The organism is uncultured Solobacterium sp., from assembly GCF_963517755.1.
Lineage (GTDB): Bacteria > Bacillota_I > Bacilli_A > Erysipelotrichales > Erysipelotrichaceae > Bulleidia.
This window is the reverse complement of the sequence record NZ_CAUQGG010000005.1, coordinates 104309-130295: the sequence shown is the minus strand read 5'-3', so window position 1 is coordinate 130295 and position 25987 is coordinate 104309. Positions and strand designations below refer to the sequence as shown.

24 protein-coding genes and 5 tRNA genes are annotated in these 25987 nt (G+C 37.3%); 23 read left to right on the top strand and 6 right to left on the bottom strand.

What is annotated here, in order from left to right:
* The first annotated feature begins 298 nt into the window (after positions 1 to 298).
* The 6 genes from RWM19_RS04610 to RWM19_RS04585 all read left to right on the top strand — a co-directional run bounded on the left by RWM19_RS04610 (position 299) and on the right by RWM19_RS04585 (position 4959).
* Positions 299 to 967, top strand: a complete 669-nt coding sequence (locus RWM19_RS04610; protein WP_313984233.1) for an ankyrin repeat domain-containing protein — start codon at positions 299 to 301, stop codon at positions 965 to 967.
* Between the two features lie 10 nt (positions 968 to 977).
* Entirely contained in the window at positions 978 to 3047 is a 2070-nt protein-coding gene (locus tag RWM19_RS04605; protein WP_313984230.1) for an elongation factor G, read from the top strand.
* Between the two features lie 75 nt (positions 3048 to 3122).
* Positions 3123 to 3206 (top strand) — tRNA-Leu (locus tag RWM19_RS04600).
* Between the two features lie 109 nt (positions 3207 to 3315).
* A complete protein-coding gene (locus RWM19_RS04595; protein ID WP_294020146.1) occupies positions 3316 to 3855 on the top strand; it encodes a glutathione peroxidase in 540 nt (179 codons plus the stop codon).
* Between the two features lie 67 nt (positions 3856 to 3922).
* Complete coding sequence (locus RWM19_RS04590) at positions 3923 to 4240, top strand: single-stranded DNA-binding protein (RefSeq protein ID WP_006525123.1); 318 nt, start codon at positions 3923 to 3925, stop codon at positions 4238 to 4240.
* A 71-nt stretch (positions 4241 to 4311) separates the two neighbouring features.
* Positions 4312 to 4959 carry a trimeric intracellular cation channel family protein gene (locus tag RWM19_RS04585; protein WP_294020147.1) on the top strand — a complete coding sequence of 216 codons (648 nt, stop codon included), beginning with the start codon at positions 4312 to 4314 and terminating at the stop codon, positions 4957 to 4959.
* Here the strand turns inward: RWM19_RS04585 and RWM19_RS04580 are convergent.
* On the bottom strand, positions 4940 to 5641 hold the full coding sequence (locus RWM19_RS04580) for a hypothetical protein (RefSeq protein WP_313984225.1): 702 nt from the start codon (positions 5639 to 5641) through the stop codon (positions 4940 to 4942). The genes RWM19_RS04585 and RWM19_RS04580 overlap by 20 nt on opposite strands.
* A 114-nt stretch (positions 5642 to 5755) precedes the next feature.
* On the opposite strand from RWM19_RS04580, the gene RWM19_RS04575 reads away from it, so the two are divergent.
* The gene (locus tag RWM19_RS04575) at positions 5756 to 6013 is read left to right on the top strand and encodes a hypothetical protein (RefSeq protein ID WP_006525126.1); all 258 of its coding nucleotides are present in this window, start codon (positions 5756 to 5758) and stop codon (positions 6011 to 6013) included.
* 25 nt (positions 6014 to 6038) lie between these two features.
* Here the strand turns inward: RWM19_RS04575 and RWM19_RS04570 are convergent, their stop codons facing one another.
* Positions 6039 to 7502 carry an NAD(P)H-hydrate dehydratase gene (locus RWM19_RS04570; protein WP_294023285.1) on the bottom strand — a complete coding sequence of 488 codons (1464 nt, stop codon included), beginning with the start codon at positions 7500 to 7502 and terminating at the stop codon, positions 6039 to 6041.
* Positions 7503 to 7616: 114 nt separating this feature from the next.
* On the opposite strand from RWM19_RS04570, the gene RWM19_RS04565 reads away from it, so the two are divergent.
* The 3 genes from RWM19_RS04565 (at position 7617) to RWM19_RS04555 (ending at position 9696) form a co-directional block, all read left to right on the top strand.
* Positions 7617 to 8150 carry a hypothetical protein gene (locus tag RWM19_RS04565; RefSeq protein ID WP_294023284.1) on the top strand — a complete coding sequence of 178 codons (534 nt, stop codon included), beginning with the start codon at positions 7617 to 7619 and terminating at the stop codon, positions 8148 to 8150.
* 572 nt (positions 8151 to 8722) lie between these two features.
* Positions 8723 to 9190, top strand: coding sequence for a NusG domain II-containing protein (locus RWM19_RS04560; RefSeq protein ID WP_313984220.1), 468 nt, complete (start codon positions 8723 to 8725; stop codon positions 9188 to 9190).
* The gene (locus tag RWM19_RS04555) at positions 9187 to 9696 is read left to right on the top strand and encodes a Gx transporter family protein (RefSeq protein WP_313984218.1); all 510 of its coding nucleotides are present in this window, start codon (positions 9187 to 9189) and stop codon (positions 9694 to 9696) included. Before RWM19_RS04560 ends, RWM19_RS04555 begins: the two co-directional genes overlap by 4 nt.
* A gap of 73 nt (positions 9697 to 9769) precedes the next feature.
* Here RWM19_RS04555 and RWM19_RS04550 read toward each other — a convergent pair.
* Both RWM19_RS04550 and RWM19_RS04545 read right to left on the bottom strand, forming a co-directional pair.
* Positions 9770 to 9840, bottom strand: a tRNA-Trp gene (locus RWM19_RS04550).
* 11 nt (positions 9841 to 9851) lie between these two features.
* Positions 9852 to 9925: transfer RNA gene (locus tag RWM19_RS04545), tRNA-Glu, on the bottom strand.
* Positions 9926 to 10130: 205 nt separating this feature from the next.
* Here RWM19_RS04545 and udp point away from each other — a divergent pair.
* The gene (gene udp / locus RWM19_RS04540; RefSeq protein ID WP_294023281.1) at positions 10131 to 10913 is read left to right on the top strand and encodes a uridine phosphorylase; all 783 of its coding nucleotides are present in this window, start codon (positions 10131 to 10133) and stop codon (positions 10911 to 10913) included.
* Between the two features lie 23 nt (positions 10914 to 10936).
* Here udp and RWM19_RS04535 read toward each other — a convergent pair whose 3' ends face one another.
* Positions 10937 to 11998, bottom strand: coding sequence for an A/G-specific adenine glycosylase (locus tag RWM19_RS04535; protein WP_294023280.1), 1062 nt, complete (start codon positions 11996 to 11998; stop codon positions 10937 to 10939).
* A gap of 62 nt (positions 11999 to 12060) precedes the next feature.
* Here RWM19_RS04535 and RWM19_RS04530 point away from each other — a divergent pair.
* From RWM19_RS04530 to RWM19_RS04520, 3 genes are all read left to right on the top strand, one after another.
* A tRNA-Gly gene (locus RWM19_RS04530) sits at positions 12061 to 12131 on the top strand.
* A gap of 107 nt (positions 12132 to 12238) precedes the next feature.
* On the top strand, positions 12239 to 12454 hold the full coding sequence (locus RWM19_RS04525; RefSeq protein WP_294023279.1) for a hypothetical protein: 216 nt from the start codon (positions 12239 to 12241) through the stop codon (positions 12452 to 12454).
* 173 nt (positions 12455 to 12627) lie between these two features.
* Positions 12628 to 13974: a DEAD/DEAH box helicase gene (locus RWM19_RS04520; RefSeq protein ID WP_313984213.1), complete on the top strand. Its 1347-nt coding sequence runs from the start codon at positions 12628 to 12630 to the stop codon at positions 13972 to 13974.
* A gap of 33 nt (positions 13975 to 14007) precedes the next feature.
* Here RWM19_RS04520 and RWM19_RS04515 read toward each other — a convergent pair whose 3' ends face one another.
* Positions 14008 to 15561, bottom strand: coding sequence for an FAD-dependent protein (locus tag RWM19_RS04515; protein ID WP_313984210.1), 1554 nt, complete (start codon positions 15559 to 15561; stop codon positions 14008 to 14010).
* Between the two features lie 76 nt (positions 15562 to 15637).
* On the opposite strand from RWM19_RS04515, the gene RWM19_RS04510 reads away from it, so the two are divergent.
* The 9 genes from RWM19_RS04510 (at position 15638) to RWM19_RS04470 (ending at position 25982) form a co-directional block, all read left to right on the top strand.
* Complete coding sequence (locus RWM19_RS04510; RefSeq protein ID WP_313984207.1) at positions 15638 to 16507, top strand: RluA family pseudouridine synthase; 870 nt, start codon at positions 15638 to 15640, stop codon at positions 16505 to 16507.
* A 74-nt stretch (positions 16508 to 16581) separates the two neighbouring features.
* A complete protein-coding gene (locus RWM19_RS04505) occupies positions 16582 to 17685 on the top strand; it encodes a M20/M25/M40 family metallo-hydrolase (protein ID WP_313984204.1) in 1104 nt (367 codons plus the stop codon).
* Between the two features lie 124 nt (positions 17686 to 17809).
* Positions 17810 to 17886: transfer RNA gene (locus RWM19_RS04500), tRNA-Arg, on the top strand.
* A gap of 72 nt (positions 17887 to 17958) precedes the next feature.
* The gene (gene argS, locus RWM19_RS04495) at positions 17959 to 19614 is read left to right on the top strand and encodes an arginine--tRNA ligase (RefSeq protein WP_313984202.1); all 1656 of its coding nucleotides are present in this window, start codon (positions 17959 to 17961) and stop codon (positions 19612 to 19614) included.
* Between the two features lie 240 nt (positions 19615 to 19854).
* Positions 19855 to 21084, top strand: a complete 1230-nt coding sequence (arcA, locus tag RWM19_RS04490; RefSeq protein ID WP_294020162.1) for an arginine deiminase — start codon at positions 19855 to 19857, stop codon at positions 21082 to 21084.
* A 49-nt stretch (positions 21085 to 21133) separates the two neighbouring features.
* Complete coding sequence (gene argF, locus RWM19_RS04485) at positions 21134 to 22126, top strand: ornithine carbamoyltransferase (protein WP_294023273.1); 993 nt, start codon at positions 21134 to 21136, stop codon at positions 22124 to 22126.
* A 4-nt stretch (positions 22127 to 22130) separates the two neighbouring features.
* Positions 22131 to 23069, top strand: coding sequence for a carbamate kinase (arcC, locus tag RWM19_RS04480; RefSeq protein ID WP_313984198.1), 939 nt, complete (start codon positions 22131 to 22133; stop codon positions 23067 to 23069).
* A gap of 17 nt (positions 23070 to 23086) precedes the next feature.
* Positions 23087 to 24598 carry a YfcC family protein gene (locus tag RWM19_RS04475; protein WP_313984194.1) on the top strand — a complete coding sequence of 504 codons (1512 nt, stop codon included), beginning with the start codon at positions 23087 to 23089 and terminating at the stop codon, positions 24596 to 24598.
* A gap of 109 nt (positions 24599 to 24707) precedes the next feature.
* Positions 24708 to 25982 carry an AraC family transcriptional regulator gene (locus RWM19_RS04470; protein ID WP_294020167.1) on the top strand — a complete coding sequence of 425 codons (1275 nt, stop codon included), beginning with the start codon at positions 24708 to 24710 and terminating at the stop codon, positions 25980 to 25982.
* Positions 25983 to 25987: the final 5 nt, after the last annotated feature.

Sequence of the window (25987 nt, the reverse complement as noted above, 5' to 3'; positions counted from 1 at the left end):
ACATTATTTTCATGAATTCACACGAAAAGTTGGCAAAAGATAAACAAACAATATTGCAGGGAAATAAAATTGCGGTATTATGTAGTTACAGGAACACGAAGTGTATTGATTAAGAGAATGGAGATGATGTAGCATGACTACGAAGCATGTTCTTTTTGATATACAATATGAGATTGTACAAACCCCAGGCGGGGAGGTTTTTGACGGGTTCTCTGTGAAAATGGTTTTTAGGATGGACATATAATGCCCATCCTTTTTTGTAACTAATTTCTGATAATCATACAGGAGGAAAACGATTATGGATCAGACAAATTTAGACTTTTTTGAAGCAGCAGCCAGTGGTGATTTTGCAAAGGTATGTGCACAGGTTTCTAAGGGTGCAAACATCAACATCGCAAATGGTGATGGACGTACAGCGTTAATGAGAAGCGCAAAACGTGGTTACACTGAAATCGTACGTTTCTTATTAGACAATGGTGCGGATACAAGAGCTAGAGATAAAAATAATAAGACAGCTTTAATGGGTGCCGCTAAGAAGGGTCACACAGATATTTGCCGTATGTTAATACATGCTGGCGCAAATATTGATGCCCACGATAATAAGGGTAGAACAGCTTTGATGAGAGCTTCATTACTTGGTCATAGTGATACAGTGAAGTATTTAATTTCTAAGAACGCTGATGTAAATGCAGTAGATGAACAAGGTCGTACAGCGTTAATGGAAGCAGTGAATGCATATAAATTAGATGAAATTAAAGATTTAGTAGATAACGGTGCAGATATCAATAAGGCTGATAATAAGGGATGTACAGCATTGATGCGCGCTGCGTATATTGGAATTCCTGAATTAGTGAAGTATCTGCTTGAAAAAGGCGCAGATAAGACAATGAAGGATTATGATGGTAATTTAGCAATTCATTACGTACGTAAAGAATGCTTATCAGATTTGAAAGATATTTTAAAGTAGGAGGCCGACAATGAAAGACTATTTAGCAAATGAAGTAAGAAATGTAGTGGTGCTAGGACATTCTGGCGCTGGTAAGAGTTCTGTCATTGAAGCCTGCCTATATTTTACAAAGGCAATTGAACGTTATGGAAAGAATAACGATGGCACAACAGCTCTGAATTACGATCTTGAAGAAGGAAAGCGTGGTACATCAGTATATTGCCATATCGCACCTGTAGAATGGAAAGATAAGAAGATCAACTTTATCGATACACCGGGCTATATGGATTATGCAGGTGAGGAAGCGACTGGTTTAATGATGGGTGATAATGCCTTGATTGTTGTAAACGCAAAAGAAGGTATTGAAGCTGGTACAGAACGCGCATGGCGTGAAGCGGTTTCTAAACAAAAGATTCCTACCATCTTCTTTATCAATAAGATGGATGTAGAAAATGCAAACTTCGATACAGTATATACTAGCATTCGTGATAAGTTCGGTAAGTCAGTCATTCCATTTGAAGTGCCAATTATTGAAAATGGTGTAGTTGTAGGATCTGTCAATATCTTGCGTCGTAAAGCATGGTATTACAATGATCGCAATACAGCCAAGGAAGTACCTTCAGCTTTAATTGGTGAAGTAGAACGTTATTACAATGAAATCGCTGAAGCTATCGCAATGACTGATGATGAACTCATGGAGAAATTCTTCTCAGGGGAAACATTTGATGAACATGAACTAGCCAAGGGATTACGTATTGGTGTACGTAGTGGTGATATCCGTCCTGTATACTGTGGTAGTGCAGAGAATCAAACAGGTATTGAACGTTTGTTAGACCTAATTACCGAATACTTCCCAAGCTACGCAGAAAAGGGAAGAATTCAAGCTGAAACACTCAAGGGCGATACAATCGACATGGAAACAAACGAAAACGAAGCACTTAGTGCATTTGTATTCAAGACGATTGTCGACCCATTTGTAGGTAAGGTTTCTTACTTAAAGGTAATGAGTGGTGTCCTCAACAGTGATAGCCAGGTATATAACTCCAAGAAAGATGTAACGGAAAAGATTAACCAGATTTATGTTATCAATGGTAAGTATCAGATTGGTGTAGGTAAGTTATTTACAGGTGATATCGGTGCAGTTGTTAAGCTACAAGCAACAGAAACAAACGATACACTGTGTACACGTTCAAGAGTTATTAAGTATCCAGATATTGAATATCCACATCCAATGTTAGGATATGCAATTCATCCAAAGACAAAGGCAGATGAAGATAAGTTATCCAGTGGTATTCATAATCTGATGCTAGAAGACCATACAATTAAACTAGTTAACAACGAAGAGACACACGAACAGGTACTCTATGGTGTAGGTAATCAACACATCGACTTGATTCTCTCTAAGCTAAAGAGTAAGTACAAAGTTGAAGTAACAACAGAAAAACCAACGGTACAGTATCGTGAGACAATCTCTGCAAAGGCTGAAGCACAAGGTAAATACAAGAAACAAAATGGTGGTGCTGGTCAGTATGGAGATGTTTGGGTAAGATTTGAACCAACAGATTCTGATGATATGGTATTTGCGGAAGAAGTATTCGGTGGTGCAGTTCCTAAACAGTACTTCCCACCTGTTGAACAAGGTTTGCGTGACTGCATGAATAAGGGTGTTCTTGCGGGATATAAAGTAGTTGGTGTTAAGGCAACTCTATATGATGGATCCTATCACCCAGTTGATTCTAAGGAAGTAGCCTTCAAAGAAGCTGCTAGACTTGCATACAATGCCGCAATGCCAAATGCGAAGCCAGTGCTTCTTGAACCTATTGGTAAGGTTGTTGTGACTGCACCTGAAGACTATACAGGTACGCTCATGGGAGACTTTACAAAACGCCGTGGAATCATCTTGGATATGGGCACAGATGAAGATGGTCTACAGGTCATTAGAGCAGAAGTCCCATTGGCAGAAATGTTAACATACGCAACAGAACTACGTTCAATGACACAAGGTCGTGGATGTTACGAATTAGCGTTTGACCGCTATGAAGCAGCCCCACATGATGTAGCACAGAAAGTCATCGACGCAAGAAAGAGCGAAAAAGAATAATCTTGGAGGTGGAAAGTTCATTTGAAACTTTCCACCTATTGCATTTTAAAAAGCAATCATATAAAATAATTGAGCGCCCCCGTGATGGAATTGGTAGACGTAGGGGACTCAAAATCCCCCGGTAGCGATACCGTGTCGGTTCGAGTCCGACCGGAGGCACTAAGAGACGATTCGGCATTTTGCTGGGTCGTTTTTTCTTTGAGAGTATATCAATTGCAATGCCATATATGCTTGATACAATATAACTAACCAAAGGAGAAAATTAATTATGGGATTTTACGATTATTATGTAACTGATGCCAAGGGTAATCAGATTTCTTTAAAAGAGTATGAAAATAAGGTGGTATTAGTAGTTAATACTGCTACAGCTTGTGGTTTTACACCACAGTATGAAGAGTTAGAAAAGCTTCATGAAAACTACAATGCACAAGGTTTAGAAATCCTCGATATTCCTTGTAATCAGTTTGGAGGACAAGCACCTGGATCTGATGAAGAAATTCATGAGTTCTGTTCTTTACACTTCAATACAAAATTTCCACATATGCACAAGTCTGATGTAAATGGTGAAAATGAATTACCATTATACACATTCTTAAAGAGCGAAAAGGGCTTCGAAGGATTCACAGGTGAAAAGGCAGACTTCATGAATGCACACGTTGGTAATCTTGTTCCTAACTTTAGAGAAACTTCTGATATTAAGTGGAATTTCACGAAGTTCCTTGTTGATCGTAAGGGAAATGTAGTAGCTCGTTTTGAACCAACTGCTGATATGGCAGATGTAGAAAAAGCGATTCAAGAATTACTTTAATTTTTAGGGAGTCATTTCATCTTTTGTGAATATATACGTAGAAGGATATTCTATGGAGGAAAGAAAGATGAATGATTTAAATGCAGTTGAAATTAAAGGGACAGTAATGTACGAACCTAGTGTTCGTAGCACAAAAAATGATTCCACAATGTCAACATTCTCAGTTTGTGTAAAACACAATGAACCAAGTAAAGCGAAGGACTATCTAAATGTAGTTGCGTGGGGAGATGTAGCAGATCAAGTTCGCGAAGAATTCCATGCGGGTACAAGAATTGGTATTAAAGGCCATCTTCGTAAGCAGTTTTACATGAAAGATGAAAATAAGAAGACCGTTGTGCAAATCGTTGCAGAGAAAATCTATCATCCAAAAGATGAAACTGAATAAGTTGTATAAAAGTGCGTTGAATACGCACTTTTAATTTTGATATAATACGAACGGATTATAACGAGGATGATATGAATCAATACATATTTATATTAGAAATAGTAGGTACCATTGCGTTTGCGATTTCTGGAGCACTTGTTGCAATGAAATCGAAGATGGACTTCTTTGGAGTAGTAATTATTGGAGTTATTACCGCAACGTTTGGTGGAATTATGCGTGATATTGTATTGGGTAGTGTACCACCAAGTGCATTTTCTAATCCGGTATATGTTGTTGTTGCGAGTATAACTTCTGTTATCGTATTCTTATTTGCCTACTTCAATGTGAATACAAATAAGATTACGCAGAAAAATGCATATAAGAATTTCTTGTTGATTGCTGATGCGATAGGATTAGGTGTATTTACAGCGGTAGGTGTGCGTGTAGCCTTCTTCTTGCATCCAACATCACATAGTTTCCTATTAGTATTCTGTGGTGTATTAACGGGTGTCGGTGGAGGTTTATTCCGTGATATCTGTGTAAACCAATTACCGCAAATCTTTCACACGGATGTATATGCAATCGCATCTATCATTGGTGCTATTCCATGCGCGATGTTAATGCATGCAGGAAATATCTCACTTGGTATATGGGTTGGAATCGGTGTGACAATTTTTGTAAGAGCAATGGCAATTCTACATAAATGGAGTTTACCAGTTGCTAAGAATATTCATGACTAACATACATGTAATCGATTGTATCAATTAAAAAAGTAGTAATATGACGAATGACATTTAAGGCTTCTCTTAGATCGTGATTCGTTTTTTGTTTTGCCCAAAGGGCAATAGAGGAAAAGCTATATTCACTTACGTCTATTCCATAGTGAAAACAAACACAATAGAGAATACTTTTCATTTCTATTTCACTCGTACAATATTTAGGGAAACATGTACGAAGTAAATGATAGATGTAGTGTTGTAATGCATGTTTTATTTGTAGTGTAGTATCGTCTGTGGCTGTTTGAAGGATAGAATCTATCTTTATCTTAGATAACATAGAACTTAGAATTCTAGACATCTGTTTTATATGTATAGCAGGATGTGTTGAAATAAATTCTTTGCCAACTGTATGTTCGATATCAAAAACTAAGCGTACTTGATGATTGTTTATGGAATCTCTTAGTAATGCAATAGCAGTGTAACCTCTACGAACAGTACGATGATATGATTGCCAAGCTTTATAGGGTAATACAACTGTTGCAGTTGGGCATTGTGTAAATATCAGAATGATATTTTCGATTGATTCTTCATGGAAGAAACTTAATTGATTTAGAAATGTTAGGTAATTTTCAGGATAGAAGATATTTGTTAAATTCTCTTGAATCATATGTAGAAGCTGTTGTTTTGTGAATGATGTTTTCATAGGATACCTCAACTCCTATATACAGATGTACGATATAAAATCCCTGGCGCATTGATATCTACTTATTTTCGCTAAAAGCGTGATATAATAACAGCATCTAATGGAGGTACTTAAATGGAACAATTAGAGTTTAAATTTGATACACAGTTGTTGATTGATGGACATGATTTAGATGAAGATGTCATTAATGACTATATTACAGAGAATTTTAGAGGTGACTGCTTATTAGTTGTTGGTGATGATACTTTAATCAAGATTCATTTCCATACAAATGAACCATGGAAGGTGCTTGAATATGCACAATCTATCGGTGATATCTACGATGTAGTTGTAGAGAATATGCAACGCCAAGAAGAAGGTTTAAAGGGATAAAAAAACGAGGGTTTACTCGTTTTTTTTAATATCCATTTTCATAGAAGAATTGATTAATAGCCTCGGGATAATCTTCTAAATTCATGTGCATTTTGGAATGATGTTCTACAAGTTTATCTGCGATATGACCATGTAGCCATACACCCATGCGCAAACTAGTAAAGATATCACAATGATACGCAAGCAATGCAGTTAACATGCCAGTTAGTAAATCCCCACTGCCAGCTTGTGCTAACCCTTCGTTACCAGTCTGATTGATATAGCATTGACCATTTGGTGTAGCAATAATTGTATGTGCTGATTTTAGTACGATATATACTTTTAATTCCTTTGCATATTTTAATGCATAGTGCAAAGGATTACGCATCACTTCTTCTTTTTCTAGGTGGAATAAGTCTGCAAATTCTCCAATATGTGGTGTTAGGATAATCGGTGATTTTGCAAAGCGTAATTTCCATGTGTTGTATCGTAACATGCGTATAGCTTCCGCATCCAATATCAAAGGAGCATGGCAGTTTTGAATCATTAGATCAAGACAAATTTCTTTCTCATACATTTGTGTAACACCACTGCCGAAGGCGGCTGCACTAACATGTTCGATTGTTGGGGTTAACTGTTGTTCAACATTGTGTGATGAGAATGGATGGAATACGGCTGTTGTATGCTTCGAAGCAACGATAGGGTAGATACCATCGATACATCCTACTTCAATGTATGGAAAACCAAGTGCTTTTGCACCGGTAATATTCAGGCTGATTGCTCCGGCCATCCCATAAGAACCTCCAACAAGTAGAATCTTACCACTGCTTCCTTTATGTGCAGTTTCTTTTCGTTTTGCAAGATTTTGAAAGAATAGAGTTTGATCCATCTCTAAAAAACAACTTTGTTTTGGGTGCGGTATATCAAGTGAAACAAGTTCTAACTTTTCAAATAGATGGTGATACTTCTGCAATATGTGGAAAGGCTTATAGCAATCTAACGCAAATGTAACTGTAGAATGTAGCGCGAATGAATCATGCATGGCTGAATCACACTCTGCACCAGAGTTGATATCAATACTATAGATTGGCTTTTTTGCGTCCTGTATCTGTTTGAATACTGTACGCATTTCATCCGTTAATTTGCCATGATAGCCAAAACCAAAGATACCGTCGATAATAACGTCACAAGATTTTAAGCATGTATCTAAAGAATGAATTGGTTGAATAATGGAAGGTGGAATTTGTTTATATATCTTCATCGCATCTGGATTCTTTGGAAGCCCATTTACTAGTATCAGATTGATGTGAAATTGTTTTAGGTTGTTGATAAGCGCAAAAGAATCTGCACCATTATTACCGTTTCCGGCCAATACTAAAATATTAGAATTCACTTCTAAATAAGGTAATAAATGTGTGGCTAATTTCTTGCCTGTAAGATTGATTAATTCAAATGACGAAATACCCGATTTTTCTTCAATCTCGAGCATTTCTTTACGACTTACAATCATATTTTGTATCCTTTACAATCATATATTAACACTTACAGAAATCTATTGTGAAAAATTATAATAAAATTGTGATATAATTCGCGTAAGCAGTAGAAAAAAGGAGGATTTGCTAACATGCCAACAAAGAAAACTGTTAAAGAAGTAGCAGAAGAAGTAGCGAAAGAAGTAGTTGAAAAGAAGGCTACAAAGAAGAAGGCTGCACCAGCAAAGAAAGCTGAAAAGAAAGAAGCTACTGAAAAGAAAGCTACAACTGCAAAGAAAGTAAAGAAGGAAGTACCAGCGGCTAAGACTGTTAAGAAGGAAACTGCAAAGAAGGCAGTTAAGAAGACAGCTAAGGCTACGGTTGAAGATTTAGATTTAAAGACAGTGAAAGATTACGAAGACGCAATCAACTGGAAGAAGGGTGAAGCTAAGGCATTGGATTGGCTCTATATTGAATTAAGTGCAGACGCATTATTAACTCAATTTGAAGCTGGTAAGGATAACCTTAAGACAGTTTGCCAAGCTTTATATAACTGCATGCTTGAAGGTGACTATTATATCGTTGAGCCAACAGAAGATAACTGTGCATTAGGTACAGTTGCTGTACGTTTCTATTGCGATAACTTAAGTCCTGAACGCAAGAAAGTATCTGAAATTAATCAATAGTATATAAAGCCGAATCGTAAGATTCGACTTTTATTTTGTAATTATGTATGCATTTACCCAAAGGAATACAATCTCAGATAAACCAGTAATCTTCATCTGTAGAATACAATCAAAGAAACAGAAGATACATGCTGTAAAAAATAATGTCCGATACTGGAAAAATTGAGCTAAATCTTTTATCAGAAATACATAAAGAACTAACGTTGAATATGCAAATAATAGATGCATGTTTTTTATAAACGTTAATTCAATATAAGGAAATATAAGTGTGAGTATCGCACAAAGAAAGAATAAAACTCTAACATATTGCTTGGTCGTATCCTTTAGTTTCCAAAACAGATATATGAGTGAAATCCCACATAAAACTTGGAGAAAGATACGAATTTTAGATTTAGAAAGTAAGACACTGATATTCGTTTCATATCCAGCATAGACAAGCCATAGTATTGTAAATACGAGTGGGATGATAGGGAATATCAAATACTGAATATACTTCTGCTTTCTGTTCATGTTGTTATTATAACAAACTTAGGGGCGATAATTTGGGTTAAACATGTTATAATCTTGTCGTTATGAAGAAGAAAGAAATATATATCTTGATCAGTATTATCTTGATTGCAGTATTAGGAATTATTGGTCTCAATATCGCTAAAAATAAAAAACAACCTACAAAGAAGGACGAGCCAACTGCAGAAACAACTCCAACACCTAGTACAGAACCTAGTACTAATGCAGATTCTCTTGGTGTTCCAACAGAAAAGCCAGTTGGAATCTGGGTGGGTATTGTACATCGTGGAAAAGTTGTACAATGGTTCGATTCAGGTGTTGATGGAGAATATGTTGTTAAAGGTAATGTAGGTGAAGTACACGTTGAAGTGAAAGATAAGAAGTGGCATGTACGTGAGGTCGATTGTCCAAATCAACTATGCGTAAAAATGGGTTGGGCAGATGAAAATAGTATTATCCCAATTACTTGTCTTCCAAACGATGTTTTTATTGGGTCAGCAAATCTATTATCTGAGTATGTAGGTGTGAAATGAGTATAGCTAAAACGAAGCGTTTTACAGTACTAGCACTATTAGCTGCTATTGCGATTACGTTGAATATTTTAGAAACTACAATGATACCTCCTTTAATGGGTGTCTTCCGTATTGGTCTAGCAAATATTATGGCCTTGGTTGCTTTACGTATGTTAGGTATTAAGGAGATGCTCATCGTAAATACAATGCGTGTATTGATTGGCAATCTTTTGACTGGTACGATATTTGGAAGTGTATTCTGGATTAGTTTAGCGGGTGTAGTACTCTCGAGTTTGATACTAATCTTAATGGATTTATTAAGGTCTTCCTTGATGTTTACTTCCGTTATGAGTTCTATTGGACATTCGCTAGGTCAGGTATTGGTTGTTACATTCTTTTATATGCAACCGGCATTTATTGTTGTATTACCATATTTCTTATTATTATCTATTCCAACCGGATTATTAACTGGATTTGTAGCAGCAATTGCTATCCAGCGTGTAAAGCCATTACGTAAGCAAGATTAACTTCTTGCTTTTTATTTGGTATATATAATAAAAAGTCATGCGTGTATGCATGACTTATATCCACTGTAAGCAGCAGGGGCAGAGAGAATCGAACTCCCATCAGCGGTTTTGGAGACCGATGTACTACCATTGTACGATGCCCCTAAAATAAAAAGTGACGCGTACGGGATTCGAACCCGTGAATGCCGCCGTGAAAGGGCGGTGTGTTAAGCCACTTCACCAACGCGCCAAGTGCTTGTATAATATAGCATGTCTAGAATTTCTTTGCAATCATTTTATTCAAAAAAATCAAAAAAATTTGCTTGCCTAGAAATATGTGCGGATTTTAGCGCATATCTAACGTAATTTTATGTATTTAATATAGTGGTCTGTTATAATTACATCAATAGAAAGATTGATTATTATCGTTATAATGTGTAGAAGGAGATATTTTTATGATTGATTATAGTGAGGGTAGTGGAAAGCAGTATCATACTGGTGTTGGAAAAGGCGATGTTGGAAGATATGTATTCTTGCCAGGTGATCCAAAGCGTTGTGCCAAAATTGCGAAGTATTTCGATGATGCTGAACTTGTAGCGGACTCACGTGAATATGTAACTTATACAGGATGGTTAAATGGTGTAAAGGTATCTGTTACTTCAACAGGTATTGGTGGACCGAGTGCTTCCATTGCGATGGAAGAGCTAACTGCAGTTGGTGCAGATACATTTATCCGAATAGGTACATGTGGTGGTATGGATTTAAGCGTGAAGAGTGGTGATTTAGTTATCGCAACTGGCGCAATTCGTATGGAAGGAACTTCTAAGGAGTATTCTCCTATTGAATATCCAGCTGTTCCAGACTTAGATATTGTAAATGCTTTGGTAGAAGGTGCTCGTCGTGTTGAGCATCCATATCATACGGGGGTTGTTGAGTGTAAGGATGCTTTTTATGGACAACATCGTCCAGAAACACTTCCGAATGGACCAGATTTAATTCGTAAGTGGGATGCTTGGCTTAAGATGGGTGCAAAGGCTTCTGAAATGGAATCTGCAGCTCTATTTATCGTAGCTAGTTATTTACATGTTCGTTGTGGCACTGTTCTTCTGACAGTCGCAAACCAAGAACGTCAAAGAGCAGGTTTACCAAACCCACAAGTCCACGATACAGACCTAGCAATCAAAGCTGCCGTTGAGGCGGTGAAGTATTTGATTGAACAAGATGGTAGTGCAGACTAAAAAACTCATTTGCAAGAAATGAGTTAGTCTCTAAGAGAATACCAATCAGTATATTTTCTAAATGCAGAAGGGATTGCAAGTGATTGCAATTCCTTTTTATTTACGAGATAGTAATGTTCATCTAATGGATGTTGGATTTCAGCTACCTTGATTTCATATGCACGCATGTGCCATTCTAAGTGTGTAAAAATATGTTTTGCTTCAGGTAGAGTTGTAATCCTAAGCGGTGTAAACCCTAAGGATTCAATATGACTAATCGTTTCTGATTTTGTTAGATGGGCATCAACACCAGGGAATTCATATAACCCTGCTAGAAGTCCTTCTTGAGGTCGCTTATGAATTAAGAATGATTGATCATCACGAATAATAAAGAGGGTACGCTCTAATATCTTTCTATCTTTTAAAGAAGAGCGATATGGGATTCTGTCTGTCATCTGATTTTGATATGCGTAACAGTTTTTATTGAGTGGACATTTTGTACATTGGGGAGCACCGTTTGGTACACAAACTGTTTCACCCAGTTCCATAATACCTTGATTAAAAGAGGCGTAACTAAGATTTGGCTGTTTACAACTGTAGAAGTCATTGAGTTTTTCTTCAATCATCTTCTTTACCTTTGGTAAGCGGATGTCTTCTATAATTCCATAATATCTAGTTAGTACACGTAGTACATTTCCATCAATTGCAGGTGCTGGTAGATTAAATGCAATCGAAGCAATAGCACCCGCTGTATAGGGACCGATTCCTGGAAGTTTCTTCAGTAGTTCAAAATTTTCTGGTAACTTACCATCATAATGTTCCATCAAATAGATAGCACATTTTTTTAAGTTTCTTGCACGACTATAATATCCAAGACCTTCCCAAAGTCTCATTAAACGATCATCATCGCAGTTTGCTAAGCTGGCTATATCGGGTAACTCCTTTTTAAATGCAAGATATTTTGGTTTAACAGCTTCAATTCGTGTTTGTTGTAACATAATCTCACTTAGCCAAACATCATAAGGATTTCCCGTATCACGCCAAGGCAAACTGCGTTTATTTTCGTCATACCATTGTATTAACTTTTTAATATCTGTATTTTTCATCTGATTTATTTTAGCAGATATTGTATGGGTTAGTCATTTTAGATACAATATAATCGACATATGCGAGCATAATTTAATGGTAGAATGCAACCTTCCCAAGGTTGATGTGCGGGTTCGATTCCCGTTGCTCGCTCTTAAAATGAAAATGTTGGAGAAGAGTATTGCTATAACATATATTATAGATAACTTGCATCATTTTCCTTTATCTTTGGGAAACTTTTATAAAAGGACATATATTTTATGAAACTAAGTGATTTCTTTGAGAAACATGTAAGAGTGTTTACTTGTAATAGTTTAATTATTATCGGAGAAGTCATAGACTACTATCCTGCTATAGGTACTGAGTCTGGTGAAGATGAAATTGATATTTTCCCAGATGGGATAAATCATATTATTCGTTTGAAAGAAAGTGATATTGTAGCAATTGAGGAGATATTCTTAGACTCAAACTCATAGTCCTCATTTGAATTGTGGCTACGGAAGACCATCCCAAAACTGTGTTATGGTTGCGCTAATAAGGAATATACAGTAATATCTATGAGTCTTTTATAGAAAACTGATTATACTGGTCGGGAATACAAAAGCTCGATCAGTTTTTCTTTAATGAGACTAAGAAGCAGAGGAGATTTATGAATTTTACAGATTTAGAACTTAAGGAGCCGATACTGAGTGCTGTTAGTAAGGCGAAGTATGAAACACCATCACCAATCCAAGAGAAAGCAATCCCTGTTATGTTAGAAGGGAAGGACATCGTTGCCTGTGCTCAAACTGGTACAGGTAAGACGGCCGCTTTTGCATTGCCAATTTTAAATAAGCTTGAATATAAGAAGAAACATCAGATTCGTGCGCTGGTATTAACACCGACACGTGAGTTAGCTGTTCAAATCTTTGAGAATTTTAAGAAATTTGGAAGATATTTAAAACTACGTGCATGCTGTGTGTATGGTGGCGCACCATCTGGCCCGCAAAGAAAAGCTCTCCGTAGTGGTTGTGATATTTTAATTGCGACTCCTGGCCGTTTAAATGACTTTATGGTTCAGGGTGAGATTGTTTTAAGTGATATTGAAATATTTGTACTTGATGAGGCGGATCGTATGTTGGATATGGGATTTATCGGTGATGTACGTACAATCGCTAGCCGTATTCCTGAAGTTCGTCAAACTGTTATGTTCTCTGCAACAATGCCAAAAGAAATCAAAGAATTAGCTAATGAATTATTACATGACCCAGTGGATATTCGTGTGGCTCCACCAGCAAGTCCAGCTGAAACAATTACCCAGTATCTTGTATACTGTGAAAAGGCAGATAAGAAGCGTGTCCTAAAGGATATGCTTGTAAGTCCAGAAGTTACTAAGGCCATTGTATTTACAAGAACTAAGATTGGTGCCGATCGTTTAACTAAGAAGTTAATAGAAGATGGTATCAAAGTTCTTACAATCCATGGTGATAAAACACAAGGTCAACGTCAGAATGCATTACAGCGATTTAGAACTAATCAAGTAGATGTATTGGTAGCGACAGATGTTGCGGCACGTGGTATTGATATTTCAGATATTTCACATGTATTCAACTATGATTTACCAGAGGAAGATGAGTCTTATATCCACCGTATTGGTAGAGCTGGAAGAGCTGGTAAAGAGGGTATTTCAATCTCTTTGTGTTGCCATGAAGAATTAGGTTTGCTTGCGTCAATTGAGAAGATGTTAAAGAAAGAGATTCCGCTAATGAAAACGGAATACTCTATCGAATTAAAACGTAAGAAAGTAAGTGCTGGTAAATCAAATCGTCGTCCACCATTTAAGAAGAAGTCAGATTATAGAAGTGGTAGTGATAAGAGTGAGAAGCGTGATGTTGGTGCATCAAATAAATCGTTACATAAGTCTACAAAGCCAAGCAAGTCACATAAGCCTAGTGATAGAAAGCCGCGTCATCAATCAAAGAATTACAAGCCAAGAAAAAAGAATCGTGGTAGATAAAGAAAAATGCAGATATGGGTCTGCATTTTTTCTTTATCGATTTAATTGTGCAATATAATTTTCGGCTTGTTTGATGCCATCTACGGCACTAGAGACAATACCACCAGCATATCCAGCACCTTCGCCACATGGATATAATCCTTGAATGGTAGAACTGCATCCATTATCGTTACGAAGTATTTTGATTGGAGAAGAAGAGCGTGTTTCGAGTCCAACCATGATGCCGTTTTCAATCCAACCATGTATCTTCTTATCGAATTGTTTCATGCCTTCTTCCATTGCTTGATTAACCTCATCTGAGAAGAATGTATGCATGTCCTTCATAATTGTGTTACGTGGATAAGAAGTTTGAATGACAAGTTTATCGGAAGGGATGCAATTCAAGTAGTCTTTGATATTCTGTGCAGGTGCTACAAAGCCTTCGTGGTAACCTAGTTGTTCTAATTTCTTCTGAAACTGAAAACCATCAAGAGGGTGTCCTTGATCAAAGTCGCTACGTGGAATCTGTACAAGGATAGCACTATTAGCATTCTTACCTGCACGCATGCTGTAGGACATTCCGTTTACTGCAAGACATTTTTGTTCAGTAGAAGCAGGAATAACTACACCACCTGGACACATACAGAATGAATATACACCACGATTAACAGATGTCTTGGCGGTTAGCTGGTAGGATGATGCCTTAAGCGCAGGATGACCATAGTGTTTACCGTAAGTACTTTGATCGATGAGACTCTGCGGATGCTCAACACGTACGCCAATGGCGAAATCTTTTTGTGTGATTTCTACCCCTTGTGCAAGTAGTGTTTCATATGTATCACTTGCACTGTGGCCAGTACATAGTATGATGCTATCGGTTGTAAAGTCTTGTTTGTTTGTATGAATACCAACAATTCGATTACCATTTAAATATAAGCTTTCTAGTTTGGTATCAAAGTATATTTCACCACCAAGACAAATAATCTTTTCACGTATCTTTTTGACGATTGTTTGTAGTACATCAGTACCTAGGTGAGGGCGCTGTTGGTATAGAATGGCGGGGTTAGCACCAGCTTCTACAAATTCTTCATATACTTTAGAAACACGTATATTCTTCATGCGTGTTGTAAGTTTCCCGTCAGAGAACGTACCGGCACCACCTTCACCAAACTGTACGTTGGATGATTCTAAAAGTTTCCCTTTGGTAAAGAATTCGTTGATATCTTTGGTACGTTGTTCAACTGCTTGACCACGCTCGATGATGATTGGTTTTAAACCGGCTTCTGCTAAGATTAGACCGGCATACATACCACTAGGTCCAAATCCTACGATGATGGGTCTTTGGCTTGGAGTCTTTGCGGTTGTAGGAAGATTATAGACTTCTTTCGATTCTTTTTTTACATCACGGTTCTTGAGATATTTATCTTCGTTTTTAATGGATGCGTATACACTATAGGAATAGTGTAGGTCATCACCCCTAGCATCGATAGATTCACGATCGATTTCAAAGGAGTGAATATCATGAATAGAACAGCGTAATTTCTTTGCGATGTGATGAACCGAAAATGTCTCTCCAACTTCACAACGAATCTGGTTAATTTTTAGCATAACGTACCTCTCAACAATGATTATACAATAGCATTCTCTCTTTTGATTAGAGATTGATTTGCGTTATAATTTGAACATGAAAATCGCAAAACAAAAGAAAATTAAATCAAGTGAAGATGGTCTTCTTGTTAAGAATATCTTATCGAAACAAATGGGTTTTTCACGTCGCGAGATAAGTAGATTTCATGTGTCTGGTTCGATTTATCTCAATGATGAAAAGTGCAGACTGACACAAGAGGTACATACAAATGATGTAGTGACTATACGGACAGAAGAGTCACAGTTAGAATCAAAACCAATCATCCTCTATGAGGACACTGAGATTGTTGTGGTTAATAAACCTGCTGGAATTCCAAGCCATGCGAGTGCAGAACATTTTAATGATGATATGGGGTCTATTTTAAAACGCTACTATCAAGATGATAACTTTACAGTTAGAACAGTTGGACGCTTAGATAAAGGTGTTTCAGGCATTGTTGTATATGCAAAAACAAAGCAAATGGCAGCTTTGCTAGCTTCTGCTCGCGAGGAACAATTATTACATAAAGAATACTTGGCTATCGTAAAAGGAAGGTTTGAAGAACAAAGTGGGACTTTAACGTATACCTTAGGAAAAGAGAAGGGAATACGTGGAAGAAGTGTGACCGTGGATGGTCAAAATTGTATTACCAATTATGAAGTGATTATCGAGGGTAATTTCTTCTCTCTGATTAAAGTTCATATTGAAACTGGAAGATTACATCAGATACGTGCAGGTATGGCTTATTTTGGACATCCACTGATTGGTGATCGTCTCTATGGTGGCAGTATGCATGCGATGAAGCGACCAGCATTACATTGTTGGAAAGTAGAGTTTATCCATCCTAAAACAAAGAAGCAGATAAAGATAGAATGCAAATTACCAGATGATATGCAAAAGGTAGTTGATAGACTTCAAGAAAAATGATGGCATTGTGAGATTTGTAATCAAAAATATTTAGGCATAGAATCAATGATAGAAGTGCGCAAAGGAGTATCTGTATGAAACAGGAAAATCTTGAAAAGATTATTGCGTTTCGCCATGTATTACATGAGCATCCAGAATTGTCTAATCACGAAGTAAATACACGAAAATTAATTAAAGAATTTATTGCACAAAATATGTCTAGTTATCTCGTGTTTGATGAAGGGGATTGGTTGTATTGTATGAAGCCATATCAACCTACCAAGAAGACGATTGTATTACGTGCAGATCATGATGCGATAATGAATTCTTCAAATACACCATTTCATGGCTGTGGTCATGATGGACATACTGCGATTTTGCTGGGTGTGATGCTAGAAGAAGAGGATAGAAAAAGTGAGTATAATGTTATCTATCTTTTCCAACCGGCCGAAGAAAATGGTAGTGGTGCCGCTATCTGCAAACCATTATTTGAAAAGTATCATGTGGATAAAATTTTTGGCCTGCACAATATGCCTAATTTAAGAAAGAATGTGATTTACTATCGACCAGAGACAGTCATGTGTGCTTCGGTTGGGTATCGCATTTCTTTAACAGGAGTACAAAGCCATGCTTCAGAACCTGAGAAAGGACTTAATCCAGTATATGCTTTATCTGCATTTGCTAAATCGATTGAACCTCTAGCAAAGCAGACTGGATTTAAACCATTTACATTTGCGAATAATCACTTCAGTTCACTTGCAATGATTACGATTATCCATATGAATGTGGGTAGTTTGAACTTTGGCATCTCGCCAGCAAATGGGGAAATTTGTTTGACTTTACGGGCGGCTAAAGAAAATGAACTAGCTGTCTTAGAAGAATATGTTCGTGCTTACTTTGAGGGATTAAATGGAAAGTTTAAAGTAAGCATTGAAGAGTTTGATCGCTTTGATGAAAATTACGCAGATCCATCTCTAGTAGATAAAACTGTTAGGAAATTAAAGACTGCGGATCTAGAGGTTGAAGAATTATCTGAACCAATTCGTGCCAGTGAAGATTTTGGTTATTATAAGAAGTTTGCACCATGTATGTTTGTCTTTGTTGGAATGGGAACGTGTCCTTCTTTACATCATGATTCCTATGTATTTGATGATGAAATTATTCCTACCGCTGTATGTATGTTTGAAACAATTATTTGATAGTGCTTGCATGTATTTCACAAGTACTATTTTTTCATTGATTTTACAATACTTTTTTCTGAAAAAGGCTTGTATTTTCTAGGGGAATGGAATACTATTAAAAAGCAAGGTGATAACACCGAATGCGCCGATAGCTCAACTGGATAGAGCATTTGACTACGAATCAAAAGGTTGCGGGTTCGACTCCTGCTCGGCGCGCCATTTATAAAAAGCCCGCTACAAGCGGTTTTTTTATTAGGATATTTATGCTATCAAATGAGGGAGGACAAAAAGATGAGTGATTTTGAAAGCAAAATTAGTTCAGCTGTCCGTGAGGCAGTGAAGCAAGTGTACGATATTGACGCAGATGATTCAATATTGATTGTTGAAACCCCACGTGATCCAAAGATGGGAGACTATTCAACTAGTGTAGCTATGCGCCTTTCCCGAACATTGCATAAGAGTCCATTAGATATAGCTGGACCTATCGTTGAAAAGTTAAAGGAAATCTACACAGAAGCTTCTTCAATTGAAGTTGTAAAGCCAGGCTTTATCAACTTTCGCTTGAAGAAAGATGCTTTGGCTGAAGTGATTAATACTGTTATCGACGCAGGTGATGATTATGGTAAGAATAACACTGGTGCAGGTGTGAATGTATTGGTTGAGTGGGTATCCGCTAACCCTACAGGTGACTTACACTGTGGACATGCTCGTAACGCTGCTTGGGGAGACTGTATCTCACGTCTTTACGAAGCAAGTGGTTATAACAACTACAGAGAGTTCTATGTTAACGATGCTGGTAACCAGATTGTGATGTTAGGTGAATCTTTAATTTCTCGTTACTTTGAGCACTTTGGAAAAGAATATCCACTTCCAGAAGATGGATATCATGCACAGGATATCATCGATATCGCAAATCAGATTGCAGAAAAAGATGGTGATAAGTGGTTAAACGCTGATCCTGCAGAACGTCTTGAATACTTCAAGAAGACAGGTGTTGAGTTAGAATTAAAGAAGATTGAGGATGACTTAAAACTATATCGTTGTGATTTCCAAAACTTCCAACATGAAACATTCTTCTATGAAAACAATCGTCAGCGTATCAATGATTGCTTAATAAAGATGGCTGATATGGGTCTAACATATGAAAAGGATGGTGCTCTATGGTTTAAGAGTACTGAATATGGTGATGACAAGGACCGTGTATTACGTAAGAGTGATGGAACATTATCTTACTTAACACCAGATATCGCTAATCACATCTATAAGATTGAAAGAGGATATGACCACTTAATCGACTTATGGGGTGCTGACCACCATTCTTATGTAACACGTATGCAGTCTGCTTTAACAGCATTGGGTTATCCAGATGTACTTAAGGTTGATATCATCCAGATGGTACGTATGGTTGAGGATGGTAAGGAAGTGAAGATGTCCAAGCGTACAGGTAACGCAATTACAATTCGTGAACTTTGCGAAGATGTAGGTGTTGATGCCGCTCGTTGGTTCTTCGTTTCCAAGGACGTTGCGACTCACATGGATTTCGATATGAAGTTAGCTCGTTCTAAAGATAACAACAACCCTGTATTCTATGCACAGTATGCATATTCCCGTATGCATTCCATTATGAACAATCCTAAGATTCCTGCATTCACACAGGTAGCTACTTATGATCGTCTCAGTGATGAGAAGGAATTACAGTTGATGAAGCTCATCAGCGAATTCCCAATCGAAGTTGCAAATGCAGCAGCAAGCAGAAAGCCAAACAAGATTACTGAATATATCATTTCTCTTGTAAAGGTTTACCACAGCTACTACAACAGTTCACGTGTCAATAACCCAGAAGATCCTGAGTTAACAAACCAACGTTTAGGCTTAGTGAAGGCTACAATGATAACATTGAAGAACGCTCTAAACCTTGTTGGTGTAGAAGCACCTGAATCAATGTAATTCCACAATAAGAACGATAAACAGTGCCCCTATAGTGATATAGGGGTTTTTCTTGTGAATTTTAGGCATTTCTTGACAAAAAGCAATGAGATGATGTTTACAAAAAAATACAAAATTTTAGGCATTATGTTTCCAATTATAGAAAAAAATATGTATACAATAATAGTATAGATTTGAAACCGGTTACATATCATGCGCGCGATATGTAGCCCAAATGAAAAGACAATAGGAGGAAAGCAAATGTCTAACATTCATGTAACGAGTGAAATTAAAACACTCAAAAAGGTTTTATTACACAGGCCAGGAGAAGAATTATTAAATCTTACACCTGATACATTAGGGGAATTATTATTTGATGATATTCCTGATCTTTATGAAGCACAGGTTGAACATGACCGTTTTGCAAAGATCTTACGCGACAATGGCGTAGAAGTTGTTTATCTAGAAGACTTAATGGCTGAAACTTTAGATGCTCACCCAGAAATTAAGGAACAGTTCCTTGATCAGTGGTTAGTTGAATCAGGTGTTCATACAGCTGAATATCATAAGATCATTAAGGATTACTTAGCTAAGTTTACAAACAATAAGGAATTAGTTCTAAAGACTATGGCTGGTATCACATTCAGAGAAATTGGTGAGATCCACACAAACTTCTTAGTTGACCGTCTTGAGACTAACTCACACTTATTAGTAAACCCAATGCCAAACCTATACTTTACACGCGACCCATTCGCTTCTGTAGGTAATGGTGCAGTTATTAACAGAATGTATTCTGTAACAAGAAACCGTGAAACAATCTATGCAGATTACATTTTCAGATTCCATCCAGAATATGCTGGAAATGTTCCAGACTTATATGGACGTAACAACCACTTCCATATCGAAGGTGGAGACGTATTAAACGTTAATGAAAAACTCTTATTCATCGGTATTTCACAGAGAACACAGGCTGAAGCAATTCAGGACTTAGCTATGAAGATGTTCTATGAAAACGAAGGAAATAAGATTGAGACAATTTTAGCTTTCAATATTCCTAATTCACGTGCATTCATGCACTTAGATACAGTATTTACACAGATTGATACTGATGCATTTACAATTCACCCAGGTATCATGGGAACATTACAGGTATTTGCATTAACAGCTGATCGTGCAAATCATGATGTTCATATCGAAGAACATACAGGTAAGTTAGAAGATATTCTTGCTAAGTTCATGGGCTTAGATAAAGTTCGTTTATTCCCTTGCGGAGCTGGCGATCCATTAGCAGCTGAACGTGAACAGTGGAATGATGGTTCTAATACATTGACAATTGCGCCAGGTAAGATCATCGTTTACAAGCGTAACTATGTTACAAACCAATATCTAAAGGATAATGGATTTGAAGTATTAGAATTAGAAGCATCCAACTTATGCGTAGGACGTGGCGGACCAAGATGTATGTCCATGCCATTAGTTCGTGAAGACTAAGTTTAAAATCGAATAACCATAAAAATAGAAAAAAAGAAAAGGAGCTATTATGGGCGTTAATGTTAGAGGAAGAAGTTTTTTGACACTATTAGATTTTACATCAGAAGAAATCAGATATTTCTTGGAATTATCTGCTGAATTCAAGAGATTAAAGGCTAACGGTGTTGACCACAGTTATTTAAAGGGCAAGCAGGTTGTTCTCTTGTTCGAAAAGACATCTACAAGAACACGTTGTGCATTTGAAGTTGGTGCACGTGACTTAGGTATGGGTGTTACATTCCTAGATTCTGGATCATCACAGATGGGTAAGAAGGAATCATTAGAAGATACAGCTAAGGTATTAGGTCGTATGTATGATGGTATCGAATACCGTGGATTCAAGCAGGAAGTAGTTGAAGAACTTGCTAAGTATTCTGGTGTTCCTGTATGGAATGGTTTAACAGACTTATATCACCCAACACAGATGTTGGCTGATATCTTAACAGTTAAGGAAGAATTCGGCGATGTTAGAGGCCGCAAGTTAACATTCTTCGGTGACGCTCGTAATAACGTTGCTAACTCATTGATGATTGTTTGTGCTAAGTTAGGTATGCACTTCTGCGCATGCGGACCTAAGGAATTAATGCCTTCTGATGAACTTGTTGCTAAGTGCAGAGAAGTAGCTAGCAAGACAGGTGCTGAAATCGAATTAACAGATGATATCAAGATCGGTGCTAAGGATGCAGACGTTCTTTACACAGATATTTGGTTATCAATGGGTGAACCAGAAGAATTATGGGAGCCAAGAATCAAGCTCTTACGTCCTTACCAGGTTAATAAGGAATTGATGGCTATGGCTAAGCCAACTGCTATCTTCTTACACTGCTTACCATCATTCCATGATCGTAACACAACAGTTGGTGAGAACATTTACCAGAAGTATGGCTTAGAGGCTATGGAAGTTACAGATGATGTATTCTTAGGCACACAAGCTAGACAATTTGATGAGGCAGAGAACCGCATGCATACAATTAAGGCTGTTATGTATGCAACTCTGAAGTAATCACATGGCAAAGCGTATAGTAGTAGCTCTTGGGGGTAATGCTTTAGGCAATACCCCTGAAGAGCAGCTTGAATTAGTTCGTCATACTGCTAAGACTATCGTTGATTTAGCACAGGACGGCTATGAAGTAATTGTTGGCCATGGTAATGGACCACAGGTTGGAATGATTAACCTAGCAATGGAATTCTCATGCACAAAGGGCGGCAATACTCCATATATGCCATTCCCAGAATGTGGTGCGATGTCCCAAGGCTATATCGGTTATCATTTACAACAAGCAATTCAGCAGGAATTAAAGGCTCGTGGTGTTGACAAGGAATGTGCAGCTATTGTTACACAGGTAGTTGTTGATGCAAACGATCCAGGATTTGCTAAACCTACAAAACCAGTAGGAAGCTTCTATACTAAGGAAGAAGCAGATAAGATTGCTGCCGAAAAGGGCTTTACATTTGTAGAAGATGCAGGACGTGGATATCGTCGTGTTGTACCTTCACCAATTCCACAACGTATCGTTGAATTAAAGGTTGTTGAACAACTTGTTAAGGCTGGCGACATCGTTATTACAGTTGGTGGTGGAGGAATCCCTGTAGTTGAAACAGAGCAAGGATTAAAGGGCGTTGCAGCTGTTATCGATAAGGACCGTTCCAGTGCATTGCTAGCACAGTCCATTGGTGCAGATATGTTGATTATCTTAACTGCAGTCGACAGAGTATGCATCAACTATAACAAGCCTGATCAAAAGGAACTTCCAACAATGACATTGGAAGAAGCAGAGAAGTATATCGGAGAGAAGCAATTTGCTCCTGGAAGTATGCTTCCAAAGGTTCAATCATGCATGGAATTTGTTAAGAATAACACACATGGTGGAACTGCATTAATTACATCATTACAAAAAGCAAAAGTTGCTTTACAAGGTGAAACAGGCACCATTATTACTAAATAATTAGAAGGGGGGATAGTATGTCTGTGAAAGCCAAGAAACGCTCTTTAACAGCGTTTACGATTTTATTTATTATTTTAGCAGTACTTTGTTTAATTTCAGTATTCTTAAACGGACAACCAATTAGCGATAGCTTAATCAGTGGTTTAAACCCTGAGAAGTATGGCGAATTAGTTGACATGGTTGCTAACGGCAAAACCGTTACGGTTGTCGGTGCAAAGTTTAGTGATTTCTTCATGGCATTCCCAAGAGGATTTGTGGATGCTGCTGACCTGATCGTATTTATTATGGCTATCGGTGGATTCATCGGTGTTGTAATGAAGACAGGCGCTCTTGAAGCTGGTGTTTACCACTTAGTTAAGAAGATGCACGGCAGGGAAGAAGTCCTAATCGTTATCTTGATGATCTTATTCTCTATCGGTGGTTCCACATATGGAATGGCTGAAGAGACAATCGGTTTCTACGCTTTGATTACTACAGCATTAGTAGCAGCTGGCTTCGATACAATGGTAGCAGTTGCAACTGTATTGCTTGGTGCAGGATGTGGTGTATTAGGTTCAACAATTAACCCATTTGCTACTGGTGCAGCTATGGCTGCATTGCAGAGTGTTAACGTTCCTTATGACAACACATTAGTTATGATTCTTGGTTTTGCATTGTGGTTTACATCACTTGCAATCGCTATTTTCTTCGTATTAGGTTACGCTAAGAAGGTTAAGGCTGATAAAGGTTCAACAATTCTTTCTCTACAAGAGCAGGAAGATATGCGTGAACACTTCACAAAGGATGATGGCAACAAGTTAGAATTTACTGGCAAGCATAAGGCTGTATTAATTGTATTTGCAATCTCATTTGCAGTTATGATTGCTTCACTCATTTCTTATGTTGACATCAACTTTGCTGGTGATGAAGAAGCTTACTTAGCAGTACTTGGATGGACTTCAGTCTTAACAGGTTTACCTTTAGGTCAATGGTACTTCTCTGAATTGGCAGCTTGGTTTACATTCTCGAGTGTTCTTATCGCTATCATGGCTAGAATGTCTGAAAGAGAATTTATTGATACATTCTTAGACGGTGCTAAAGATCTATTGTCAGTAGCTATCGTTATCGCAGTTGCTCGTGGTATTACAGTCGTTATGAAGTCTACTCATATGGACTTCTGGATCTTGGACAAGGCAGCAGGTATGTTGATGGGTGTTCCAGGATTCGTATTCGCTCCTCTATCATATGTAATTTACTTAGTATTGAGTTTCTTAGTTCCTTCAACATCTGGACTTGCTGGATTCTCAATGCCAGTAATGGGTGGTTTAGCAAATACATTAGGCTTCAACGCTTCAATTATGATCAATATCTTCTGCGCTGGTTGCGGATTAATCAACCTCTTCACACCAACATCTGGTGTAGTAATGGGTGGTCTAGGTGCAGCTAAGGTTGAACTAAAGACATACATGAAGTGGGGTATGAAGTTATTTGTAGCGATTGCTATCGCAAATATCGTTGTTCTATCATTAGCAATGATGTTAATCAAATAATTAAAACTCAAATATGTTTGGATAGAGTTCCGGCTGTGTGAGAGCACGGTCGGAACTTTCCGCTTTTATTCAAATATGCTATGATATGTGCAACAGAGGTACAAAATATATGACAAAGACAGCAACGATTCAAGATAGCTGGACGTCGGAAACTAATCCTATTTCTTTTTGCTCATTTGACTATGAAGCAATTGAAAAACCAACTAAAGCTTTAATGCACCAGGCTGCTCGTTTTATGTACTTTAATAAAGGTGTTGGTAAGATCAAAGTAGATGGCGTAGAGTATGATATAAAGCCTCATACACTATGTGCGATTACACCTTGGAAAATTACAGATATTATTGACGTAAGAGATACCTTACACCTAAATTTAGTTGTTTATGATTATCAGTTTATTAACACAATGCTCAAGGTAACACCAGGATTGGAAGAAGAAAGTGTAGACCTTCTAAATTTCCTTGCAGTTGAACCGATTGTATATTTAAACGATGAACAAACAAAGTACGTAGATGGAATCATGTCACACCTACAAAAGGAACTCGGTGTTGATTCCGCATTGGTCAGGCAACCTAAAAAGCCGTTATCATTCTTATATTCACTCGTTAAAATTATTGAGTTAATGGTGGCATATCGCCGCTACTTTAAAGCTAGTGAAGAAGTAGTGAATGAAGAAAATGCTTCCGTCATGCAGAATTCGATATTAAGTTATATTTATTCCCATTCTTCAGAGCGCTTGACACTTGAAAAAGTTGCGGAAGTATTCTTTATATCAGAATCAACATTATCAAAGAAGTTAACTGATTTAACAGGTACTACATTTACAAAATTGTTAAATAATATTCGTATTGAGAAAACGTCAGATTATTTAATTTATACGGATATGACACTTGAAGAAATCGCCATTCTACTTGGTTTTGCGGATGCTTCGCATCTATCAAAGCACTTTGTTGAAAAGGTAGGTATTACACCAAACAAATACCGTAAGATCTATAGCAAAGTAAAATCTGGATATAATCGTGCAGATAAGAATGTTGCTTTTGAAGTAACCAACTATCTCTACAAGCACTATGATACAGAGAAGTTACTTGCTAGTACGATGGCTGAGAAATACGGTGTAAGTGTCTCAGAATTAAATCGATCATTACTCTATTATTCTGAGAAGAACTTTGAAACATTATTGAATTTCATTCGTATTAATAAAGCTAGTGAGTTATTGATTTCTACAACATATTCTGTCTTAGATATTGCGGTAGCTGTAGGTTATAACAATATTAAGACATTCAATCTTAACTTTTACAAATTTAAAGCAATGACACCAACAGAATTCCGCACTGGTATTACTTTGCAAAAAGTGGATCGTTCTGAAAGCGGCTTTGCTGGATAACTATA

Bases quoted from the DNA above. Each gene is read 5' to 3' on its own strand.
- RWM19_RS04590 (WP_006525123.1), top strand. From the start codon at position 3,923: ATGAATGATTTAAATGCAGTTGAAATTAAAGGGACAGTAATGTACGAA.
- RWM19_RS04570 (WP_294023285.1), bottom strand. From the start codon at position 7,502: ATGATTGTAAGTCGTAAAGAAATGCTCGAGATTGAAGAAAAATCGGGT.
- RWM19_RS04475 (WP_313984194.1), top strand. From the start codon at position 23,087: ATGTCTGTGAAAGCCAAGAAACGCTCTTTAACAGCGTTTACGATTTTA.
- RWM19_RS04470 (WP_294020167.1), top strand. From the start codon at position 24,708: ATGACAAAGACAGCAACGATTCAAGATAGCTGGACGTCGGAAACTAAT.
- RWM19_RS04565 (WP_294023284.1), top strand. From the start codon at position 7,617: ATGCCAACAAAGAAAACTGTTAAAGAAGTAGCAGAAGAAGTAGCGAAA.
- arcA (WP_294020162.1), top strand. From the start codon at position 19,855: ATGTCTAACATTCATGTAACGAGTGAAATTAAAACACTCAAAAAGGTT.
- arcC (WP_313984198.1), top strand. From the start codon at position 22,131: ATGGCAAAGCGTATAGTAGTAGCTCTTGGGGGTAATGCTTTAGGCAAT.
- RWM19_RS04575 (WP_006525126.1), top strand. From the start codon at position 5,756: ATGGAACAATTAGAGTTTAAATTTGATACACAGTTGTTGATTGATGGA.
- argS (WP_313984202.1), top strand. From the start codon at position 17,959: ATGAGTGATTTTGAAAGCAAAATTAGTTCAGCTGTCCGTGAGGCAGTG.
- RWM19_RS04520 (WP_313984213.1), top strand. From the start codon at position 12,628: ATGAATTTTACAGATTTAGAACTTAAGGAGCCGATACTGAGTGCTGTT.
- RWM19_RS04525 (WP_294023279.1), top strand. From the start codon at position 12,239: ATGAAACTAAGTGATTTCTTTGAGAAACATGTAAGAGTGTTTACTTGT.
- RWM19_RS04560 (WP_313984220.1), top strand. From the start codon at position 8,723: ATGAAGAAGAAAGAAATATATATCTTGATCAGTATTATCTTGATTGCA.
- argF (WP_294023273.1), top strand. From the start codon at position 21,134: ATGGGCGTTAATGTTAGAGGAAGAAGTTTTTTGACACTATTAGATTTT.
- RWM19_RS04580 (WP_313984225.1), bottom strand. From the start codon at position 5,641: ATGAAAACATCATTCACAAAACAACAGCTTCTACATATGATTCAAGAG.
- RWM19_RS04505 (WP_313984204.1), top strand. From the start codon at position 16,582: ATGAAACAGGAAAATCTTGAAAAGATTATTGCGTTTCGCCATGTATTA.
- RWM19_RS04555 (WP_313984218.1), top strand. From the start codon at position 9,187: ATGAGTATAGCTAAAACGAAGCGTTTTACAGTACTAGCACTATTAGCT.
- RWM19_RS04515 (WP_313984210.1), bottom strand. From the start codon at position 15,561: ATGCTAAAAATTAACCAGATTCGTTGTGAAGTTGGAGAGACATTTTCG.
- RWM19_RS04610 (WP_313984233.1), top strand. From the start codon at position 299: ATGGATCAGACAAATTTAGACTTTTTTGAAGCAGCAGCCAGTGGTGAT.
- RWM19_RS04535 (WP_294023280.1), bottom strand. From the start codon at position 11,998: ATGAAAAATACAGATATTAAAAAGTTAATACAATGGTATGACGAAAAT.
- RWM19_RS04585 (WP_294020147.1), top strand. From the start codon at position 4,312: ATGAATCAATACATATTTATATTAGAAATAGTAGGTACCATTGCGTTT.
- RWM19_RS04605 (WP_313984230.1), top strand. From the start codon at position 978: ATGAAAGACTATTTAGCAAATGAAGTAAGAAATGTAGTGGTGCTAGGA.
- udp (WP_294023281.1), top strand. From the start codon at position 10,131: ATGATTGATTATAGTGAGGGTAGTGGAAAGCAGTATCATACTGGTGTT.
- RWM19_RS04595 (WP_294020146.1), top strand. From the start codon at position 3,316: ATGGGATTTTACGATTATTATGTAACTGATGCCAAGGGTAATCAGATT.
- RWM19_RS04510 (WP_313984207.1), top strand. From the start codon at position 15,638: ATGAAAATCGCAAAACAAAAGAAAATTAAATCAAGTGAAGATGGTCTT.